The sequence below is a fragment of the uncultured Brevundimonas sp. genome, assembly GCF_963977465.1.
Classification (GTDB): domain Bacteria; phylum Pseudomonadota; class Alphaproteobacteria; order Caulobacterales; family Caulobacteraceae; genus Brevundimonas.
Genome location: NZ_CAXBOQ010000007.1, coordinates 1 through 19,418, shown reverse-complemented (window position 1 = coordinate 19,418; position 19,418 = coordinate 1). Strand labels below are relative to the sequence as shown.

General features: G+C 67.3%; 18 protein-coding genes. 10 read left to right on the top strand and 8 right to left on the bottom strand.

Annotation, left to right across the window (positions count from 1 at the left end):
• Positions 1 to 31: 31 nt before the first annotated feature.
• Complete coding sequence (glmS, locus tag AAC067_RS14200; protein WP_339933506.1) at positions 32 to 1,846, bottom strand: glutamine--fructose-6-phosphate transaminase (isomerizing); 1,815 nt, start codon at positions 1,844 to 1,846, stop codon at positions 32 to 34.
• A gap of 165 nt (positions 1,847 to 2,011) precedes the next feature.
• Here glmS and glmM point away from each other — a divergent pair, with 165 nt between their 5' ends.
• Complete coding sequence (gene glmM, locus AAC067_RS14195; protein WP_339933505.1) at positions 2,012 to 3,361, top strand: phosphoglucosamine mutase; 1,350 nt, start codon at positions 2,012 to 2,014, stop codon at positions 3,359 to 3,361.
• On the opposite strand, the gene AAC067_RS14190 is transcribed toward glmM, so the two are convergent.
• The gene (locus AAC067_RS14190) at positions 3,358 to 3,681 is read right to left on the bottom strand and encodes a metalloregulator ArsR/SmtB family transcription factor (protein WP_339933504.1); all 324 of its coding nucleotides are present in this window, start codon (positions 3,679 to 3,681) and stop codon (positions 3,358 to 3,360) included. The two genes, glmM and AAC067_RS14190, sit on opposite strands and share 4 nt — an antisense overlap.
• A gap of 50 nt (positions 3,682 to 3,731) precedes the next feature.
• On the opposite strand from AAC067_RS14190, the gene AAC067_RS14185 reads away from it, so the two are divergent.
• Both AAC067_RS14185 and AAC067_RS14180 read left to right on the top strand, forming a co-directional pair.
• Entirely contained in the window at positions 3,732 to 4,184 is a 453-nt protein-coding gene (locus tag AAC067_RS14185) for an SRPBCC domain-containing protein (protein ID WP_339933503.1), read from the top strand.
• 59 nt (positions 4,185 to 4,243) lie between these two features.
• Positions 4,244 to 5,314 carry a putative sulfate exporter family transporter gene (locus AAC067_RS14180; RefSeq protein WP_339933502.1) on the top strand — a complete coding sequence of 357 codons (1,071 nt, stop codon included), beginning with the start codon at positions 4,244 to 4,246 and terminating at the stop codon, positions 5,312 to 5,314.
• Between the two features lie 9 nt (positions 5,315 to 5,323).
• Here AAC067_RS14180 and AAC067_RS14175 read toward each other — a convergent pair whose 3' ends face one another.
• Entirely contained in the window at positions 5,324 to 6,823 is a 1,500-nt protein-coding gene (locus AAC067_RS14175) for a phosphomannomutase/phosphoglucomutase (RefSeq protein ID WP_339933501.1), read from the bottom strand.
• 177 nt (positions 6,824 to 7,000) lie between these two features.
• Here AAC067_RS14175 and gpmA point away from each other — a divergent pair, with 177 nt between their 5' ends.
• The 3 genes from gpmA to AAC067_RS14160 all read left to right on the top strand — a co-directional run bounded on the left by gpmA (position 7,001) and on the right by AAC067_RS14160 (position 9,684).
• Entirely contained in the window at positions 7,001 to 7,714 is a 714-nt protein-coding gene (gene gpmA, locus AAC067_RS14170) for a 2,3-diphosphoglycerate-dependent phosphoglycerate mutase (protein WP_339933500.1), read from the top strand.
• Positions 7,711 to 8,340: a bifunctional diaminohydroxyphosphoribosylaminopyrimidine deaminase/5-amino-6-(5-phosphoribosylamino)uracil reductase RibD gene (locus AAC067_RS14165; RefSeq protein WP_339933499.1), complete on the top strand. Its 630-nt coding sequence runs from the start codon at positions 7,711 to 7,713 to the stop codon at positions 8,338 to 8,340. The genes gpmA and AAC067_RS14165 overlap by 4 nt, the downstream gene beginning before the upstream one ends.
• Positions 8,341 to 8,403: 63 nt before the next feature.
• Positions 8,404 to 9,684 (top strand): pentapeptide repeat-containing protein, encoded by a 1,281-nt coding sequence (locus AAC067_RS14160; protein WP_339933498.1) that lies wholly within the window; start codon positions 8,404 to 8,406, stop codon positions 9,682 to 9,684.
• Positions 9,685 to 9,761: 77 nt separating this feature from the next.
• Here the strand turns inward: AAC067_RS14160 and AAC067_RS14155 are convergent, their stop codons facing one another.
• The gene (locus tag AAC067_RS14155; RefSeq protein WP_339933497.1) at positions 9,762 to 10,232 is read right to left on the bottom strand and encodes an Hsp20 family protein; all 471 of its coding nucleotides are present in this window, start codon (positions 10,230 to 10,232) and stop codon (positions 9,762 to 9,764) included.
• Between the two features lie 269 nt (positions 10,233 to 10,501).
• Between AAC067_RS14155 and AAC067_RS14150 the strand changes: the two genes are divergently transcribed.
• The 3 genes from AAC067_RS14150 (at position 10,502) to AAC067_RS14140 (ending at position 13,433) form a co-directional block, all read left to right on the top strand.
• The gene (locus AAC067_RS14150; protein ID WP_339933496.1) at positions 10,502 to 11,290 is read left to right on the top strand and encodes a methyltransferase; all 789 of its coding nucleotides are present in this window, start codon (positions 10,502 to 10,504) and stop codon (positions 11,288 to 11,290) included.
• Positions 11,291 to 11,385: 95 nt separating this feature from the next.
• Entirely contained in the window at positions 11,386 to 12,303 is a 918-nt protein-coding gene (locus tag AAC067_RS14145) for a methyltransferase (RefSeq protein ID WP_339933495.1), read from the top strand.
• Positions 12,300 to 13,433 carry an alpha/beta fold hydrolase gene (locus AAC067_RS14140; protein WP_339933494.1) on the top strand — a complete coding sequence of 378 codons (1,134 nt, stop codon included), beginning with the start codon at positions 12,300 to 12,302 and terminating at the stop codon, positions 13,431 to 13,433. Before AAC067_RS14145 ends, AAC067_RS14140 begins: the two co-directional genes overlap by 4 nt.
• Positions 13,434 to 13,452: 19 nt before the next feature.
• On the opposite strand, the gene hisN is transcribed toward AAC067_RS14140, so the two are convergent.
• Both hisN and AAC067_RS14130 read right to left on the bottom strand, forming a co-directional pair.
• A complete protein-coding gene (gene hisN, locus AAC067_RS14135) occupies positions 13,453 to 14,250 on the bottom strand; it encodes a histidinol-phosphatase (protein ID WP_339933493.1) in 798 nt (265 codons plus the stop codon).
• A gap of 71 nt (positions 14,251 to 14,321) precedes the next feature.
• Positions 14,322 to 14,702 (bottom strand): helix-turn-helix transcriptional regulator, encoded by a 381-nt coding sequence (locus tag AAC067_RS14130; protein ID WP_300446174.1) that lies wholly within the window; start codon positions 14,700 to 14,702, stop codon positions 14,322 to 14,324.
• Positions 14,703 to 14,889: 187 nt separating this feature from the next.
• Between AAC067_RS14130 and AAC067_RS14125 the strand changes: the two genes are divergently transcribed.
• Positions 14,890 to 15,129: a GlsB/YeaQ/YmgE family stress response membrane protein gene (locus AAC067_RS14125; protein ID WP_339873331.1), complete on the top strand. Its 240-nt coding sequence runs from the start codon at positions 14,890 to 14,892 to the stop codon at positions 15,127 to 15,129.
• A gap of 80 nt (positions 15,130 to 15,209) precedes the next feature.
• Here the strand turns inward: AAC067_RS14125 and typA are convergent, their stop codons facing one another.
• Both typA and AAC067_RS14115 read right to left on the bottom strand, forming a co-directional pair.
• Entirely contained in the window at positions 15,210 to 17,042 is a 1,833-nt protein-coding gene (gene typA, locus AAC067_RS14120) for a translational GTPase TypA (RefSeq protein ID WP_339933492.1), read from the bottom strand.
• A 230-nt stretch (positions 17,043 to 17,272) separates the two neighbouring features.
• Positions 17,273 to 19,264 (bottom strand): oligopeptide transporter, OPT family, encoded by a 1,992-nt coding sequence (locus tag AAC067_RS14115; RefSeq protein ID WP_339933491.1) that lies wholly within the window; start codon positions 19,262 to 19,264, stop codon positions 17,273 to 17,275.
• Positions 19,265 to 19,418 lie beyond the last annotated feature (154 nt).

Sequence of the window (19,418 nt, the reverse complement as noted above, 5' to 3'; positions counted from 1 at the left end):
CCGAGGCGCGAAGCGACCCCGGGGCGGTCGGCTACTCCACCGTCACCGACTTGGCCAGATTACGGGGCTGGTCGACGTCGGTGCCCTTCTGCACGGCGGTGTAATAGGCCAGCAACTGCATCGGCACCGCATAGACCAGCGGCGCGATCAGCGGATGGCAGTCGGGCGCGGCGATGCGGCGGATACCAGCCCCGTGCGGGTCGGGGGCTGCGGCCGGGGCGATCATGATCACCGGGCCGCCACGCGCGGCCACCTCCTGCAGGTTGGAGGCGGTCTTTTCGAACACATCGTCCAGCGGGGCCAGGGCCACGATCGGGGTGAATTCGTCGACCAGGGCGATGGGGCCGTGTTTCAGCTCGCCGGCGGCATAGCCCTCGGCGTGGATATAGCTGATCTCCTTCAGCTTCAGCGCGCCCTCCATGGCCAGCGGGAACATCGGTCCGCGGCCCAGGAAGATGACGTCGGTGGCCTTGGCGATGTCCTGGGCTACGTCGCGCAGGTCGCCGTCCATCTGCAGGGCTTCGGCGATCAGGCGCGGGGCCTCGAACAGGGCCTTGACCAGTTCGGCCTCGGTCAGGGCGTCGATCCGGCCCCGGGCCACGCCGGCAGCCACGGCCAGCGCCAGCAGGGCCGCGACCTGGGCGGTGAAGGCCTTGGTCGAGGCCACACCGATCTCGGGTCCGGCGTGGGTCGGCCACAGGGTCCCGGCCTCGCGCGCCATGGACGAGGAATGGACATTGACGAGGGCGGCGGTCTTAAGGCCGCGCGCCTTGCACCAGGCCAGACAGGCCAGGGTGTCGGCGGTCTCGCCCGACTGGGACACGGCCACAGCCAGGGTGCCCGGGGTGACGGCCGGTTCGCGATAGCGGAACTCCGAGGCGATTTCGACATCGCACGGCAGACCCGCCAGCCGTTCGAACGCATAACGCCCGATCTGCCCGGCATAGAAGGCGGTACCGCAGGCGACGATCTGGATGCGGTCGATGGCGGTAAAGTCGATGGCGGGCTCCTTGGCCCGGCCGTTCACGAAATCCAGATATTCCGAAAGCGTGCGCTGTACGCTGTCGGGCTGCTCATGGATTTCCTTCTCCATGAAGTGGCGATACTCGCCCTTCTCGACCATGGCCGACGAGGCCGAGACCTGGACGACCTGCCGCGCCACCTCGGCCCCGTTGACGTCGAACATCCGTGCGCCGTCGCGGTTGAGGGCGACATAGTCGCCTTCCTCCAGATAGCTGATCTTCTGGGTGAAGGGGCCAACCGCCAGGGCGTCCGAGCCCAGATACATTTCGCCCTCGCCCCAGCCGACCACCAGCGGACTGCCGCGCCGCGCGCCCAGGATCAGGCCGTCTTCTCCCTCGATCAGCACCGCCAGGGCATAGGCCCCGATCAACCGGTCGAGCACCGATTTGAACGCCGTCAAAGGGTCGGAGTCCCGCTTCAGCGCCTCATCCAGCATATGGGCCATGACCTCGGTGTCGGTCTGGCTCTCGAACACGCAGCCGGCGACGGCCAGTTCGGCCTTCAGTTCGGCGAAATTCTCGATGATGCCGTTGTGGACCAGCACCACCCGCCCCGCCTTGTGCGGGTGGGCGTTGGTCGTGGTCGGGGCACCGTGGGTAGCCCAGCGCGTATGGCCGATGCCGAGGGTCGCCTCCAGCGGTTCGGCCGCCAGCACGGCTTCCAGCTCGCGGATCTTGCCCTTGGCCCGACGGCGTTCGATGCGCCCGTCGACCAGGGCCGCGATCCCGGCCGAGTCATAGCCGCGGTATTCCAGTCGCTTCAGGCTGTCGATAATCCGCGGGACCGCAGGGCCGATACCAGTGACTCCGATGATGCCGCACATGATGTCTTCCCCGGAAATAAATGGACGCCGCTTTGCGTGCTGGTGTCTGACGGTCTAATCCGACGTCTAACGTCCGGTTGCGCGTCTAGGCGATATGCGGCGACCTGACACCTAAAATGCGGTTTCGCAAGGTTTCCACGACCTTCGAAATCAGGAGAAATATCCTTGGGCGAGCGACGCTATTTCGGCACTGACGGCATCCGTGGCCAGGCCAACACCTATCCGATGACGCCCGAGGTCGCCCTGCGCGTCGGCCTCGCGGCGGGTCGTCTGTTCATGTCCGGCAACGAGCGCCGCCATCTGGTCGTCATCGGCAAGGACACGCGTCTGTCCGGCTACATGATCGAACCGGCCCTGGTGGCCGGCTTTGCCAGCGCCGGAATGGACGTGCTGACCTTCGGCCCCCTGCCGACACCGGGCGTGGCCATGATGACCCGGTCGATGCGCGCCGATATCGGGGTGATGATCTCGGCCTCGCACAACAGCTATGTCGATAACGGCATCAAGCTGTTCGGCCCTGACGGCTACAAACTGTCCGATTCGGTCGAGCTGCAGATCGAATCGATGATGGATACGGCCCTCGACGAGGGGCTGGCCGCCCCGGACAAGCTGGGCCGGGTCAAACGGGTCGACGATTCCCAGGCCCGTTATATCGAGATCGCCAAGGCCAGCTTCCCCAAGGCGCTCAGCCTGCAGGGCCTGCGCATCGCCATCGATTGCGCCAACGGGGCCGGCTACCGCGTGGCTCCGACCACCCTCTATGAGCTCGGGGCCGAGATATTCCCGATCGGGGTCGATCCGGACGGGCTGAACATCAATGCCGAATGCGGCTCGACCTATCCGATGGCCCTGGCCGAGGCGGTTAAACGCTACCGGGCCGATATCGGCATCGCCCTCGACGGCGACGCGGACCGGCTGATCATCTGCGACGAGCACGGCAAGGTCGTCGACGGCGACCAGATCATGGCGCTCGTGGCGCGCGACTGGTCCCGGCGCGGCCTGCTGACCGGCGGCGGCGTCGTCGCCACGGTCATGTCCAATCTCGGGCTGGAACGCAGCCTTCTCGCGGACGGCTTGACGCTGGAACGCACCAGGGTCGGTGATCGCTATGTGATGGAGCGGATGCGCTCGGGTGGTTTCAACCTCGGCGGCGAACAGTCCGGCCACATCATCCTGCACGACTATGCCACCACGGGAGACGGCCTGATGTCGGCCCTGCAGGTGCTGGCCGTGATGGTCGAGAGCGGCCGCACCATGAGCGACCTTGCCAAGCAGTTCGAGCCGGTGCCGCAGCTGCTGCAGAACGTCCGCTACAAGGCCGGCAAGCCACTGGACACCGACGGGGTCAAGACGGCCATCGCCGTCGGTGAAGCCCGCCTGACGGGTACCGGCCGGTTGCTGGTGCGCAAGTCCGGCACCGAGAAGCTGATCCGCGTGATGGCCGAGGGCGACGACCCGGCCCTGGTCGAAAGCGTGGTCTTCGACATCGTCGCGGCGATCGAGGCCGAGGGTTAGCCTTCGGCCCGGGCCTTGAGGTCCTCCAGCATCGTCACCGCCTGCCGCGCATAGGGGGCGATCCAGCGATCGTGGACCGCCTTGATCGGCATGGCGTTCAGGTGATTCCAGCGTTCGCGACCCTCGCGCCGGACGAGGATCAGATCGGCGGTCTCCAGGATCTTCAGATGCTGCATCACGGTGCAGCGGTCCAGCGACCGCTCGGCCTCGCACAACTGGCCCGTGGTGCGCGGCCCGTCCTTCATCGCATCCAGCAGGCGGCGGCGAACCGGATTGGCCAGGGCCTTGAAAACATTGTTCAGATCCTCGCCGTTTGACATGTTTTATTTTTATAACATAAATACGCACGGAGCAACCACGGAGAAGGTCGATGGAGCTGAAATTCGAGGTCAGCACGCGGGTGGGACGGCCGGTGCATGAGGTGTTCGAGGCTGTGGCCGACCCCGCAAGGCTGTCGAGCTATTTCACCACCGGCGGCGCCGTCGGCCGGCTCGAGACCGGTGCGACGGTCCAGTGGGATTTCGCAGACTTTCCCGGGGCCTTTCCGGTCGAGGTGATCGAGGTGGTGCCGGACCAGAGGATCGTCCTGCGCTGGGCGGGCAAGGAGGGGCTGGATGACGGCCGGACGACCGTGACCATGACCTTCACGCCGCTGGACGACGGCACCCGCACCCTGGTCACCATCGCCGAGGCCCGCTGGAAGCCAACCCCTGCGGGTCTGAAAGCCTCGTACGGCAACTGCGCCGGCTGGACCGAGATGCTGGCGGCCCTGAAGGCGTGGGTCGAATACGACATCAACCTGCGGCAGGGAGCCTACAGCTAGGCCCCCAACCCGTCGACCTGACGCAATTCGGTGGCGGGGTGATGGAACGGCCGGGCTGCGTGGCGCAGTCTCACCCGATGATTCCTGTCCGCCTGTCCTCTGTCCTGTCCGTGGTGCCCGGTGTGATCGCGTGTGCCGCCGTGACCGGCCTCGCGCTCGCTGTCCAGGCATTGGAAGTCGGCCTTTTCGGGCGTGCGTGGATCGACGGCATTGTGCTGGCCATCCTGATCGGGACCGCCATCCGCTCGGTCTGGACGCCGCCCGCGATCCTGCGGCCGGGCATCGTGTTCAGCGCCCGCACCCTGCTGGAGATCGCGGTGGTCCTGCTCGGGGCCTCGGTCAGCGCGGCGACGGTCATGGCCATCGGGCCCGGCCTGCTGGCGGGAACGGTCCTGATCGTCGCCGTCGCCCTCGCGGTCAGCTACGGCATCGGTCGTCTGCTGCGCCTGCCGCGCCGGATGGCGGTCCTGATCGCCTGCGGTAACGCCATCTGCGGCAACTCGGCCATCGCCGCCGTGGCCCCGGTGATCGACGCCGACGCCGAGGACGTCTCCGCCGCCATCGCCTTCACCGCGGTGCTGGGGGTCGTGGTGGTCCTGACCCTGCCGCTGCTGGGCGTGCTGTTGCGGATGCCGCATGTGGAATATGGCGTGCTGGCGGGGCTGACCGTCTATGCCGTGCCCCAGGTGCTGGCCGCCACCATGCCCGTCGGGGCCATCGCCACCCAGTCCGGCACATTGATCAAACTGGTGCGGGTTCTGATGCTGGGCCCGGTGTGTCTGGGTCTGGCCCTGGTGATGGCGCTGCGGCGGCGGGCCGACGCAGTGGCCGTGACCGACGCGCCCCGCATACCCGGCATTCCGCTCGGCCGGCTGGTGCCGTGGTTCGTGATCGGCTTCCTGCTGATGATGGCCGCGCGCTCGCTGGGTCTGATCCCGGTCGCCGCCCTGCCGACGATGGCCGCCATCGCCACGGCCCTGACCGTGATCTCCATGGCGGCCCTCGGCCTCAGCACCGACGCCCGGGCGGTGGCGCGCTCGGGCCTGCGCATCGCCACCGTGGTAACCCTGTCGCTGATCGTTCTGGTCGGCCTCGCGCTCGGCCTGATCTATCTGCTGGCCCAGCTCTGACGGCGACCGTCAGATTTCCTGATTGTAGGCCCCGATCTCCGGGTATTTGGCCAGCCGCGGCTTGACCTCGTCGTGGAACAGGGCGCGCATGTCGTCGGCCGAGCGCATGCTCTCGACGACCACCACCAGCTCCGGCTTGTTGGACGAGGCCCGCACCAGCACCCACGATCCATCGTCCAGATGGACCCGTACGCCGTTGACGGTGATCGCCTCGACGATCTTGCGCCCCAGGATCGACCCGCCCGCGTCGGCCAGCGCCTGATAGTCGGCGACGATCCGCTCCAGCACTTCGTACTTCAGCTCGTCGTCGCAGTGCGGGCTCATCGTCAGCGACGTCCACGCATCCGGCAGGGCCGCCTTCAGCTCGGACAGCTTCTTGCCCGGGTTGCGATCCAGCATGGCCAGGATGGCCGCGGCCGCGACGATGCCGTCGTCATAGCCACGCCCGATCGGGGCGTTGAAGAAGAAATGGCCCGACTTCTCGAACCCGGCCAAGGCCCCCAGCTCAGCGGTCTTGCGCTTGATATAGCTGTGGCCGGTCTTCCAGTAGACGACGTCCGCGCCGTTCGATTTCAGCACCGGATCGGTCTTGTACAGGCCGGTCGACTTCACATCGACGACGAAGGTCGCATCGGGGTACAGGGCCGACAGGTCGCGCCCCAGCATCAGGCCGATCTTGTCGGCGAAAATCTCCTCGCCGGTGTCATCGACCACGCCGCAGCGGTCGCCGTCGCCATCGAAGCCCAGCGCCAGATCGGCCCCGGTCTCACGAACCCGCGCCGCCATCTGGCTCAGCATGGCGTGGTCTTCGGGGTTCGGATTGTATTTGGGGAAATTGTAGTCGAGCTCGGTGTCCATCTCGATCACCTCCACCCCCATGCGGCGCAGGGCTTCGGGCGCGAAGGCCCCGGCCGTGCCGTTACCGCAGGCGGCGACCACCTTCAGCGGCCGGGTCAGTTTCACCCCGGTGGTGACCTCGTCCAGATAGCGGTCGCGGAAGCCCTCGACCCGCTCCAGCCGCCCGCCGGGCCGGGCCACGCCCTGGCCCTCCAGTACGATCGTCTTCAGCCGCCCGATCTCGTCGGGGCCGAAGGTCAGCGGCGGATTGGCCCCCATCTTGACCCCGGTCCAGCCGTTCTCGTTGTGGCTGGCCGTGACCATGGCCACGCAGGGGGCGTCCAGCGCGAACTGGGCAAAATAGGCGGTCGGCGACAGGGCCAGGCCGATGTCCAGCACCTCCATCCCGCCTTCCAGAAGACCGAGGATCAGCGCCTGTTTCACACTCAGCGAATAGGACCGGTAGTCGTGGCCGACCACGATCCGCGGCCGGGTGCCGACCTCATGCACATAGGTGGCCAGTCCCAGCCCCAGCGCCTGCAGGCCCAGCAGGTTGATCTCCTTGTCCAGGATCCAGCGCGCATCGTATTCCCGGAACCCCGTCGCCTTCACCAGCGGTATGGTCTCGTACTCGGCGGTATTGGAACGGAGGTCGGAACGGGGCTTTTGCATGGAGAGAGCCTTGAATGAGACCGGACTGGGGCTGGCTATAGGACAACCGGGGCGGGGCCAACAACAACGCCCGTCGCCCGCGACGGCTCCACCGGTCTGCCGCACACCGCGCGACCGTCGCCTTGACCCGACGCGCACCCGGTCCTACGCCCCGTCTATTGCCGTCGGAGACCCTGAATGCCCCGTCTGATCCTGTTGCGTCACGGCCAGAGCCAGTGGAATCTCGAGAACCGCTTCACCGGCTGGGTCGATGTCGATCTGACCGCCAAGGGCGAGGCCGAGGCTCGCCGCGGCGGTGAGCTGATCGCCGCGTCCGGCTTCCGGCCCGACGTGATGTTCCTGTCGGTGCTGACGCGCGCCAAACGCACCGGGGCCCTCGCCCTGCAGGCCGCGGACCTCACGGACATTCCCACGGTCGAGGACTGGCGACTGAACGAGCGCCACTACGGCGGCCTGACCGGCCTCAACAAGGCCGAGACCGCTGAAAAACACGGTCAGGACCAGGTCCGCATCTGGCGGCGCAGCTACGATGTGCCGCCGCCGCCGCTGGCCCCCGGCGGCGAGTACGATTTCCATGCCGACCCCCGCTATGCCGGCCAGCCGATCCCCGACACCGAAAGCCTCAAGATCACGCTCGAGCGGGTCCTGCCCTACTGGACCGACGCCATCGCCCCCCGCCTCAAGGCGGGTGACGACGTGTTGATCGTCGCTCACGGCAATTCGCTGCGCGCCATCGTCAAACATCTGTTCCAGGTGCCGGACGACCAGATCGTCGGCGTCGAAATCCCGACCGGCAATCCGCTGGAGATTGACCTGGATGACGACCTGAAGCCGGTCGCCGCCCGCTATCTCGACGTCGACCGGGCCCAGACCCTGCCGGTGCTGCCGTGAGCGACGCCGCAGCCGATCTCGGCTTCATGCGGCGGGCCATCGATCTGGCCCTGGCCCGGATGGGCGACACCTGGCCCAATCCGGCCGTCGGCTGCGTCATCGTCCGCGACGGAGCGGTCGTGGCCGAGGCGGCTACCGCCGCCGGCGGCCGCCCCCATGCCGAGGAGCAGGCGATTCCGGCCGCCGGTGACCAGGCCCGTGGCGCGACCGCCTATGTGACGATGGAGCCCTGTGGCGCGCGCTCGTCGGGGCGCACCTCCTGCGCCCAGTTTCTGGTCGAGGCCGGGATCGCCCGGGTCGTGATCGCCGCCGTTGACCCGTCACCGTTCGCGTCAGGCCGTGGGGTCGAGCGCCTGCGCCAGTCGGGACTGACGGTGGAAACCGGCCTGCTCAGCGAGGATGCCGGAGTCCTGTACGAAGGCTATCTGCACCGGCTCGAAACCGGCCGCCCGATGGTCCGTATCAGCGAAGACGGTGTCGGGTTCGACGCCCAGTTCGCCGCCGCCCCCCGGGCCGATTTGGGCATGGAGCTGAAACGCCTCGGCGAGGCGGGCTATACGCGCCTGTGGACCGGACCCGGCAAACTGGCCGATGCCCTGACTGAACAGGGCCTGCTGACGGCTTGAGCCGGAACGGAAAACCGGGGTTTCCTCAAGCCTTCATTAAGCGAACGGGTTTATCATGAACCCATGCTTGCGCCCTCGCCAGATGTCGCCCGACGACGCCTCACCCAGCCGGAGCTGGACGCGATCTGCGTCCGGCACGACCGCCTGTGGCAGGCCAAGCCCGGCGGCGCGCGCGCTGTTTTCGCCTGGATGGATCTCAGCGGCCTGAGCATGGCCGGGCGCAATCTCGCCGATGCCGACTTCTCCGCCGCCTGTATGATCGGCTGCGATCTGAGCGGCGCGCGGCTCGACAATGCCACCTTCTTTGGCTCCGATATGCAGGACGTCCTCCTGGTCGAGGCCAGCATGCGCCGCGCCGACCTGCGCGGGGCCTGTCTGCGCGGGGCCGACCTGTCCGGTGCCGACATGTTTGAGGCCGATCTGCGCGAAGGCACCATCGCCGCCGCCGATTCCCGGCTTGGCTTCCGCGTGGTCGAATCGAAGTCCCGAGCCGACACCCAGGCCCAGGGGGCCTGTCTGGCCGGGGCCAATCTGCAGCGGTCCAAGCTGACTGGCATCATCGCCGTCTCTGCGGACTTCACCGATGCGATCATGAAGGACTGCAAGCTGGTCCGGGCCAATCTGAAACAGGCCAGTTTCCGGGGCGCGGACCTCGCCGGGGCCGATCTGTCCGGTGCCGATCTCTCGGGTGCCGATCTGCGCGACGCCATCCTCGTCGGGGTCAAGGCGGACCTGTGGCGGACCGACGGGGCCAATATGGAGGGGGCGCTGACCGATCATCGCTCCGCCGGGGAACCGGTATCGACCATGCCGGCCGCCGACATGCTGGGCGAGCACGCCCGCTGGTGTGACACCGGCGGTGCCGAGGGCCAGCCTTCGGTGTTCGACGGCGTCGACCTGCGGGAGTTGGGATCGATCACCGGACTGAATTTGACGGCCCTGTCGGCCCGTGGCGCGGTCTTCTACGGCCTCGACATGGCCGGGGTCCAGCTGCAGGGCGCGCATCTCGAGGACGCCGACCTGCGCTCGGCCAATCTTCAGGGGGCTGATCTGCGCGGGGCGCGACTGGCCCGGGCACGGCTCAACGGGGCCGATATGCGTGGGGCCCAGCTGGGGCCGTTGATGCTGGCTGTTGACCGGTTGCTGCCGGCCGATCTCACGGGGGCCTGCCTGCGCGGCGCTGACCTGACCGGGGCGGATCTCCGGCGGGCGGTACTGACCGGCGCGGACCTGTCCCGATCCATTCTCCATGGAGCCCAGATGCGTCAGGCCGAACTGACCGACGCTGTCCTGGTTGGAACCCGCGGCATGGAAATGCCTGCGGCCCCCGACGCCGCCGCCTGATACGAAACGGGGGGCGGCGCGAACGCCACCCCCCTATCTGTCCGATGTCCGTCGGAGTGTCGTCTCGAAAGTCCGCGCTAGGCGGCCTTGGCCTTGGTCTTGCGGCCCTCAATCATCGGCGCAGTGGTGCCGATCTCGATCCGACGAGGCTTCAACGCCTCAGGCAGCTCCCGGTTCAACTCAATACTGAGAAGTCCGTTGACCAGGTCGGCCTTGGTCACGATCACATAGTCGGCCAGCTGGAAGCGGCGCTCGAAATCCCGCTCTGCCAGGCCGCGATGGAGAAACGACCGGGCGTTGGTGTCGTCATTGGCGGTCTTGCGACCGGTGACGGTCAGCAGGTTTTCCTTCACCTCGAGATTCAGCTCATCCGGCTTGAAGCCGGCGACCGCGATTTCGATGCGATAGGCGTTCTCGCCGGTGGTTTCGATGTTGTAGGGCGGCCAGCCGTCGGCCTCACCGGTGCGAGCGGCCGTCTCCAGCATGGTCGCCAGTCGGTCGAAGCCGACGGCAGAACGATAGAGGGGGGAAAAATCATAGGCACGCATGGGTCATCCTCCTGGGGATCAGCAAGGTTGAGTCGTCCGGCGATTTGGCCCCGGACGACGGTGGGGATCAGGCCGTGACGGTCCCTTCTGGGCCCCGCCTGGTCTGGAGAGCCCGGAACCGGCGCTCTCGGAGTCCGATGTGGGAAGCGGCGCGCGGACGTCAAGGGGACGCGCGTCAATCGGCGACCAAATGCAGGATCGTGACTTGCCCCTGCCGCCATCCGTCGTATGAAAACCCGTCACCTTCCTGTTTCCTGCGGAGTTCGCCGATGCGTCTGCTCGCCCTGGTCCTGTCGACCGCCCTGATCCTGCCCTCCACGGCTCTCGCCGAAAGCGGGGCAGCCGCAGCCGGCCCGACCGCCGACGCCCGCCTGACCATGGTTCCGCCGGTGCTGCAGGAGGACGAAGTCCTGCAGGCCGTGATCGCCGATCCAGCCCGCCCGGCGGCGGATACGGCCCGGGACGCCGCGCGTCATCCGTTTGAAACCCTGACCTTCTGGGGCCTGACGCCCGGCCTGACCGTGGTCGAGATCGAGCCGGGTGCCGCCGGCTGGTGGCGAGGCATTCTGGAGCCCTACGCCCGCAACAGCGGCGGCCGCTATGTCGCGGTCAACCGTCCCACGGACGGCATGGGCGTGGCCGACGGTACCGCCGACATGGTCGTTGTGGCCCGCGCTTTTCATAACTGGTCCCGCGACGGTCGCACCGCCCCCTATATGGCCGCCTTCTTCCAGGCCCTGAAGCCCGGCGGCGTGCTCGCGGTCGAGCAGCATCGCAGTCCCGGCGATCTCGACGTCTCGGTCACGGCCCCGACCGGCTATGTCTCTGAAGCCTATGTCATCGAAGCGGCCCGGCAGGCCGGGTTCGTGCTGGATGCCCGCAGCGAACTGAACGCCAATCCGAAGGACGATCACGATCACCCGTTCGGGGTCTGGACCCTGCCGCCGGTGCGGCGCTCGTCCGGCCAGGGGCAGACCCTGACCCCGGCCGAGCGGGCCCGGTTCGACGCGGTCGGCGAAAGCGATCGCATGACCTTGCGGTTCCGCAAGCCGGGCTGAGCCAATGGTCGTTTTGACGATGGCAGCGAACGTGGTTAATCCAGCCCTGTCGGGGTCGACGCAGTGGACGCGGCGTAACGACACGGGGGAATTGAATGGGTGAATCTTGGCAGGGCCGGCAACAGGTCGCGTCGCGTCGCGGGGTGCTTTTTGGTGCGTCTGCCGCTGTCCTGATCGGGCTGGGGGCCTGCGGGCGCGGCAAGGCCGTCGAGGAGCCGGTCGCCGAGGACGCGCCGTCGGGACCGCCTGTCGGTTCGCTGGAGTGGGCCATCGCCGGTCCGTGGCGGGCCCAGGACCGGGATCGCGACGCGGACCGTCATCCGATGGAGACACTGCGTTTCTTCGGTCTGCAGCCGAACATGACCGTGGTCGACTTCTGGCCGGGCAGTGGCTGGTATACCGAGATCCTCGCCCCCTATCTGGCCCGCGGTGGCGGCACCTACTATGCGGCGGGCTTCCAGACCGGTGGCGGTGACGACCCGGCCCAGTCGGCCCTGATGGCGGCCTTCCAGTCCCACTTCACCGCCGACCGCAAATTGTACGGCGACCTCAAATTCAGTGCCTTCGGGCCGACCAGCGGCCCGGTCGCCCCGGCCGGTTCGGCAGACCTGGTCCTGTTCATGCGCAATATCCACGCCTGGATGGCCGCCGGCGTGTCGGAAAAGGCCTTTTCCGACGCCTATGCAGCCCTGCGTCCCGGCGGGACGCTGGGCATCGAGCAGCACCGCCTGGCCCCCGACGAGGATCAGGACCCGGCCGCCGCCAACGGCTATGTCCAGGAAGCCTTCGTTCGCCAGCTCGCGGCCGAGGCCGGATTTGTTTTCGTCGCGTCTTCGGAAATCAACGCGAATGAAAGAGATACCAAGGATCATCCGTTCGGCGTGGAGACCTTGCCGCCCCGGAGTTTGACGGCAGCGCGGGGTGAGGCGCCCGATCCGGAGTTCGATCGGAAGAAGTACGACGCGATCGGTGAGAGCGATCGCATGACCTTGAAGTTCAGGAAGCCCGAGTGAACCGTGCTGTAGCCTATGCCGCCAACGCCCCCCTGATGGGCGTACCAGGCGCGGCCCCTCCGCCCGGCGGACAGGGCGAATGGTTCCGTGGAGCCGGCGGCCTGCGCCTGCGCGCGGCGCTGTGGACCCCCTCGACCCTGGTGGCCGCCAAGCCGCGCGGCACGGTGGTTCTCAGCACCGGCCGGACCGAGCCGATCGAGAAATATTTCGAACTGATCGGCAACCTGCTGGCGCGTGGCTTCTGCGTCCTGGCTCATGACTGGCGCGGTCAGGGGTTGTCCGCCCGCCTGCTGCCCGACCGGCTCAAGGGTCATGCCCGCGCCGTCGAGGAATTTCTCGACGACTATGGCCGCCTGCTGGAAGCCTTCGAGACCCGCGCGCCCAAGCCGTGGATCATGATCGGCCATTCGATGGGGGCCACGCTCAACCTGATGACACTTGAGGCGGGCGAGACCCGCTTTTCGGGAGCAGTGCTGTGCAGCCCGATGCTGCGCCTCAAGACCGGTAAACGGTCGATGTGGTCGGTCAAATTGGCGGCGCGCTGGAATCTGCGCCACGGCAAGGCCGGCGACTATGTGCTCGACGACTCCGATGATCCGTTCGACCACACGTTCGAGAACGACGCCCTGACGTCGGACGAGACCCGTTATGAGCTCTGGCGTCAGCAGCTATACGCCTGCCCGCACCTGGCGGTCGGCGGCCCGACCTGGGGCTGGCTGGCCTTCGCCCTCGATGCGGGCGAACGGTCTCTCAAGCCCAAGGCGCTGAAATCCGTAAAAATTCCCGTCGCCATCGTTCAGGCGGGCGAGGACGATCGCGTCTGGAAACAGACCAACAAATGGGCAGCCCGCCGCCTCAGTCGCGGGCGCTATGTCGAGGTGACCGGGTCCCGGCACGAGGTCATCATGGAGACCGACGCCCTGCGCGGCATCTTCCTGGAAGAGTTCGACGCGATGGCAGCCTATGTCTCGCCGATCCAGGACCTGTCGCCAGTCGTGGCCGAGCCCGAGGCTGAGCCCGACGTCGACCGGGACGGGGAGCCGGCCGCCCTGTCGATCCCTGAATCGAGCCCGGAGTCAACGTTCGAGCCCGAGCCCGAGCCCGCCAGGGATTCCTCTGAAGTCGTCTGACGCCGCTCGACGCTAGACGCTAGACGCTTCGGGCCAGGGCCGCAGGGCTGAGCGCGGACAGCGCCGGTGCCTGCAGGCCCGCGTCGCCGACCGCCAGGATCTGTCCGCTGTCGTTCGGGGTTTCGCCGTGCCAGTCGGTGACGCGGCCCCCGGCGGCCTCGATCACCGGCACCAGCGCCGACCAGTCCCAGATTTTCAGGTCGCTCTCGGCCACCAGATCGATGGTTCCGGCCGCGACCATCGCATAGGCATAGGCATCACAGCCCAGCCGGGCCAGCCGGGCACCGGCGCGCAGTCGGACCCAGGCCTCACGCTCTGCCGGGGTGAACAGGTCGGGGTCGGTGGTGGCGATCAGGGCCTGGTCCAGACCGGCACACGACCGGGTCCGCAGCGGCGTCTCGGTCCTACCCTTCAACAGGCGCGCGCCCGAGGGACCGCCCACGAAGATCTCGTCCAGATAGGGCTGGGCGATCGTCCCGATGCGCGGCTGACCGGCGTGGCGCAGCGCAATCAGACAGGTCCAGACCGGCAGGCCGGCGATGAAGGCCCGCGTGCCGTCGATCGGATCCAGCACCCAGACGTGTTCGGCCTCGGGACGATCCGCGCCATATTCCTCGCCGATCACCCCATGGCCAGGATAGCGGGCGGTGATCAGGCGGCGGATCGCCGCCTCGGCCGCACGGTCGGCCTCGGTGACCGGATCGAAGACGCCGCCGGTGCCCTTGTCCTCCTGGGCGAACACGCTGCGGAAGAAGGGCAGGGACACCCGGGCCGCTTCGCGGGCCAGATCGACGGTGAAGGCTTCAAGCTCGGTCATCGCCGGCGGCATACAGCAAGCGCCGCCGGCAAGTCACCCTTCAACTGGCCCGGCGTGGGGCCAGTCCGGTCTCAGGCGGCGTCGCCCTCGGCGTGTAGCGACTTGGCCAGGTCGAGCAGCCGACGGCGCGGCCGCTCTCCCAGCTGATAGTAGGCCTGGATCAGGTCGAGCGTTTCTTTTCGGGAAAACATTTCGCCACCGTTCGCGCCGGCAGCCTCCTGTCGCTCGATCGCCTCTTCCAGACCGTCGTAGAAATAGCTGACCGGCGACTCCAGGGCCTCGGCCAGCTGCCACAGGCGGGCGGCCGAGATGCGGTTCGCGCCGCATTCGTATTTCTGGATCTGCTGGAAGCGGATGCCGACCTGCATCGCCAGTTGCTGCTGTGTCAGGCCCAGAAGGCGACGACGACGACGCAGACGGCGTCCCAGGTGAAGATCGATGTCGGTAGCCATGGCCCCAAATCCCCTTGGTCGTTCGCTGTCCCGAAACGGAACGGCTCGCCTTTCATGCGGCAAGGGGCGTGCCGCGTTCGCGCACCGGGGGAAAATCGCCGAACGTTGACTTTCGAGATGGACGCAACCGGATTGTGGTCCGGGCATTTAGGTCCCGAGCTTAGCTTTTTAGGGAAGGGATTTACTCATGAGCATTCTGTTCTGGATCATCGTTGGTATCATTGCCGGTTTTCTCGCCGAGAAAATCATGGGTCGTAGCCACGGCCTGATCACCAACCTGATCGTCGGCATCATCGGTGCCGTCATCGGTGGCTTCCTCGCCAACGCCCTCGGCTTCTCCTGGGGCGGCTGGATCGGGTCGACCATCGTCGCCACCATCGGCGCGATCATCCTCCTGTTCCTGCTGGGCCTGGTTAAGCGCCGCTAACAGCGACGAGGGGATAAACCAAAAAGGGCGGCCCAGACGGGCCGCCCTTTTTTCATGTCCGGTGCGAAACCGCGGCGACCCTATTCCGGGCGCGCGCGCTTCTTGCGGAAGCTCGGGTTCAGGATCTGCTTGCGCAGGCGGATCGACTTGGGCGTGACCTCGACCAGCTCATCCTCGCCGATATAGGCGATGGCCTGCTCCAGCGACATGGCCCGCGGCGGGGTCAGGCGCACGGCCTCGTCCTTGCCCGAGGCGCGGATGTTGTTCAGCACCTTGCCCTTGATCGGGTTGACGTCGAGATCGTCCCAGCGGGCGTTCTCGCCGATGATCATGCCCTGGTAGGTCTTTTCGCCGGAGCCCACGAACATCACGCCGCGGTCCTCGAGGTTCCACAGGGCGAAGGCGGCGGTCTCGCCGTCCGAGTTGGACACCAGCACGCCCTTCAGACGGCCCTCGATGGCCCCCTTGTGCGGCTCATAGTGGCTGAACACCCGGTTCAGCACGCCCGAGCCGCGCGTGTCGGTCAGGAACTCGCCCTGGTAGCCGATCAGCGAGCGCGACGGGCACATCAGGCTGATGCGCGTCTTGCCGGCACCCGACGGACCCATGTCCTTCAGTTCGCCCTTACGCGCCGACAGCTTCTCGATGACGATACCGGTATATTCGTCGTCGACGTCGATCATGACGTCCTCGATCGGCTCCAGCTTCTCGCCGTTCTCGCCGGTCTGATAGACGACCCGCGGACGCGAGATCGACACTTCGAAGCCTTCGCGACGCATGTTCTCGATCAGCACGCCCAGCTGCAGTTCGCCCCGGCCGGCGACCTCATAGGCGTCGCCGCCCTCGCTCGTGGTGACGCGGATGGCGACGTTGGCTTCAGCTTCCTTCAGCAGGCGGTCACGGATCACGCGCGACTGGACCTTGTCGCCTTCGCGACCGGCCAGCGGGCTGTCGTTGACCGAGACGGTCATCGAGATGGTCGGGGGATCGATCGGCTGCGCCGGCAGCGCGTCGGTGACTTCCATGGCGCACAGGGTGTCGGCCACGGTGGCCTTGGACAGGCCCGCGATGGCGACGATGTCGCCGGCCTCGGAACCCTCGTCCAGCGCCGTGCGCTTCAGGCCGCGGAAGGCCAGCACCTTGGTGATGCGGCCGCGTTCGATTTCCTTGCCGTCGCGGTCGAGGGCATGGATGGCCATGCCGGGAACGGCCTTGCCGCTCTCGATGCGGCCGGTCAGCAGGCGGCCCAGGAACGGGTCGGACTCGATCAGCACGTTCAGCATCTGGAACGGCTTGTCCTTGTTCTCCTGAACCTTGGGCGGCGGGACGTGGTCGACGATCAGGTCGAACAGCGGGGCCAGATTGTCGTTGGGCACATTCATGTCCAGCGTCGCCCAGCCGTTACGGCCCGAGGCGTAGATGTGCGGGAAGTCCAGCTGCTCGTCGGTCGCGCCAATGGCGGCGAACAGGTCGAAGGTCTCGTTGTGGACCCGGTCGGGATCGGCGTGGGGGCGGTCGACCTTGTTGATGCACAGGATGGGGCGAAGACCCATTTTCAGCGCCTTGGTGAGCACGAATTTGGTCTGGGGCATAACGCCTTCTTCGGCGTCCACCAGGATGACGCAGCCGTCCACCATGCCCAGGATGCGCTCGACCTCACCGCCGAAGTCGGCGTGACCGGGGGTGTCGATGATGTTGATCCGGGTCTCGCCGGCCTTCCCGTTCCAGAGCACCGAGGTGCATTTGGCCAGGATGGTGATCCCGCGCTCTTTTTCCTGGTCGTTGGAGTCCATGGCGCGCTCGGTGGTCGCCTCATTGGCTCGGAACACGCCGGACTGGGCCAGCAATTGGTCCACCAGTGTGGTCTTGCCGTGGTCGACGTGGGCGATGATGGCGACGTTGCGCATGTTCATTTTGAAATCAGACGTGAAAAGCGGCCGGCAAGCGGGGTAAGCCGGGGCGGGCCGCGGAGAAAGAGCGACAGTTCAGGGAGCGCGCCCCATACAGGGACACGGGCGCAAACGCCAGAGGGTGCGAAACACGACCTCCGGTGAAATGCCCGCGCTCTATGCCCGCAAAAAACGGCGAGGGCAGGGCGGTTGGCGGAACCCGGCTCTGTGAACCGGGGCGAGACCCCGGAGGGTTAGACCCGGGCTGCGCGGCGCCGCGTCCAGGCGTACAGGCCGATCACGCCAAGCACGAAGGCAATCGTGCCCGCGGCCATGGCCGGCCAGGCGGATCCCTCCGGCAGCAGGGCGAACGGCGCGCTGTTACGGCTGCTGACGATGACCGCCGCGGTAAACACGCCGAACAGGCTCTCGCCGACGATCAGGCCCGAGGCCAGCAACACGCCCAGCCGACGCGCCACGGCGGCGTACGGCGATGCGGACACCGCGTCATTGTAGATACGGCCGGCGATGGCCCCGACAACGACGGTCGAGACCACGGAAAACGGCAGGTAGATGCCCAGGGTCACCGCCAGCGGATGCAGTCGCGCCCGGGTCCGGGCCCCCAGGATTTCATCGATCACGATGATGGCCACGCCCAGGGCGATGCCGATGCCGATGAAATTCCACGGCAGGTTGCCGTCGATGACACCCCGCGCCAGGGACGAGATCAAGGTGGCCTGGGGTGCCGGCAGGGGCTGGGCCCCGACGACCGTGGCCGCCGGACCGCCGACGAAGCCATAGGCCCCGTTCAGCAGGTCGAGGATCGGCGGAATGACCAGCGACCCGGCGACGACGCCGACGATCAGGGCCAGCTGCTGCCGCCACGGCGTCGCCTCGACCAGCTGACCGGTCTTCAGGTCCTGCAGATTGTCATTGGCGATCACGGCGATGGCAAAGACCACGGCGGTGACCAGCAGGGCATAGGCGATGACCGAGGGGTCGGCCGGAATGTTGGCCAGCCGCATGGCCCCCACCATCATCAGGGTGGCGACGATCACCGCCAGAATGCCGACGCCGGAAACCGGGCTGTTCGAGGATCCGATCAGTCCGGCCATATAGCCGCAGACCGAGGCGACGACGAAGCCGATCACGACCACGTACAACAGGCCGCCGACGACCAGCATCGGCGCATGCGGGGCCAGCGGCGTCCCGGCGGTAAAGCTCCACAGCAGCACCCCGATGGCGGCAACCGCCGCCAGTGACGCCAGCCCGACCAGTCCGATCGGAATGTCCTGCTCGACCCGCTCCAGCGTCTGGGCCGTGGCGCGTTTGGCCTGGGCCGCCAGGGCCGCGGTCAGCCCCAGGACCAGCGGTCGAACCAGCTTGGTCAGGGTCCACAGGGCGGCCACGCCGATCGCCCCGGCCCCGATGAAGCGCACCTGGTTCAGCCACACATCCATCGCCGCCGCCTCGGCGGCGCCGGGCGTGTTCTGCATCGCGGTCAGCAAGGGCACGGCCACGCCCCAAGCGATGACCAGCCCGGCCATCATCGACAGGCCGACGGCCAGGCCGATCAGATGGCCCGCCCCCAGCAGCGCCATGGACACCCCGCCGCCCATGCCGGTGGCCCCGCCACCCAGGGCGGTCGGCAGGCGGAAATAGGTGACCGCCTCGGCGGTGAAGACCCGTGCTGATGCGAGAAAGGCCAGTGCGGTCGAGGCGACAGCCCCGACGATGACGGTGATCAGGCCGGCCTTGTTCTCGCGCACGGCCGATTCGGTCTGGTCCTCGCCGCGCGACCCGACCTTCAGCACCTCGGCGGCGGCGACGCCCTCGGGGTAGGGCAGGTCGGTGTTGACCACCAGGGCCCGGCGCAGCGGGATCGACAGGGTCACGCCCAGCACGCCGCCGAAGGCGCAGATCATGAACGAGGTCCAGAACGGAAAGGACGTCCACCAGCCGACCATGACCAGCGTCGGCAGCACGAAGATGATCGCCCCCATGGCCCCGCCGACCGAGGCCACCGTCTGGACTGTCATATTCTCCCAGATGGTCGAGGACCGGAACGCCCGCAGTACCGCCATCGAGATCACTGCGGCGGGGATGGCCGAGGCGAAGGTCAGGCCGACCCGCAGGCCCAGATAGACATTGGCCGCCGTGAACACGAGCGCCAGCAGCGATCCCAGAACCAGGGCACGAAGTGTCAGTTCCAGCCGCTTGGCTGGCCGTGCCGGGGTATCAGTCATCGTGGGGTCGTCTCCGTGTGCAGGTGGACCTAAGCTGGAAACGGCAAAAGAGGCTAGTGAGATAGTGGGTAGGGCTTAGGGAGTAGGCAGAAGCACCGACCTGTCCCCGCTCCAAGCCCCAAGCCCCAAGCCCCAAGCCCCAAGCCCCAAGCCC

Excerpts from the sequence above, each read along its gene's own strand:
- AAC067_RS14125 (WP_339873331.1), top strand. The coding sequence starts at position 14,890 with ATGAGCATTCTGTTCTGGATCATCGTTGGTATCATTGCCGGTTTTCTC.
- hisN (WP_339933493.1), bottom strand. The coding sequence starts at position 14,250 with ATGACCGAGCTTGAAGCCTTCACCGTCGATCTGGCCCGCGAAGCGGCC.
- typA (WP_339933492.1), bottom strand. The coding sequence starts at position 17,042 with ATGAACATGCGCAACGTCGCCATCATCGCCCACGTCGACCACGGCAAG.
- AAC067_RS14155 (WP_339933497.1), bottom strand. The coding sequence starts at position 10,232 with ATGCGTGCCTATGATTTTTCCCCCCTCTATCGTTCTGCCGTCGGCTTC.
- AAC067_RS14190 (WP_339933504.1), bottom strand. The coding sequence starts at position 3,681 with ATGTCAAACGGCGAGGATCTGAACAATGTTTTCAAGGCCCTGGCCAAT.
- glmS (WP_339933506.1), bottom strand. The coding sequence starts at position 1,846 with ATGTGCGGCATCATCGGAGTCACTGGTATCGGCCCTGCGGTCCCGCGG.
- AAC067_RS14150 (WP_339933496.1), top strand. The coding sequence starts at position 10,502 with ATGCGTCTGCTCGCCCTGGTCCTGTCGACCGCCCTGATCCTGCCCTCC.
- AAC067_RS14160 (WP_339933498.1), top strand. The coding sequence starts at position 8,404 with ATGCTTGCGCCCTCGCCAGATGTCGCCCGACGACGCCTCACCCAGCCG.
- AAC067_RS14185 (WP_339933503.1), top strand. The coding sequence starts at position 3,732 with ATGGAGCTGAAATTCGAGGTCAGCACGCGGGTGGGACGGCCGGTGCAT.
- gpmA (WP_339933500.1), top strand. The coding sequence starts at position 7,001 with ATGCCCCGTCTGATCCTGTTGCGTCACGGCCAGAGCCAGTGGAATCTC.
- AAC067_RS14115 (WP_339933491.1), bottom strand. The coding sequence starts at position 19,264 with ATGACTGATACCCCGGCACGGCCAGCCAAGCGGCTGGAACTGACACTT.
- AAC067_RS14145 (WP_339933495.1), top strand. The coding sequence starts at position 11,386 with ATGGGTGAATCTTGGCAGGGCCGGCAACAGGTCGCGTCGCGTCGCGGG.
- AAC067_RS14130 (WP_300446174.1), bottom strand. The coding sequence starts at position 14,702 with ATGGCTACCGACATCGATCTTCACCTGGGACGCCGTCTGCGTCGTCGT.
- AAC067_RS14175 (WP_339933501.1), bottom strand. The coding sequence starts at position 6,823 with ATGCAAAAGCCCCGTTCCGACCTCCGTTCCAATACCGCCGAGTACGAG.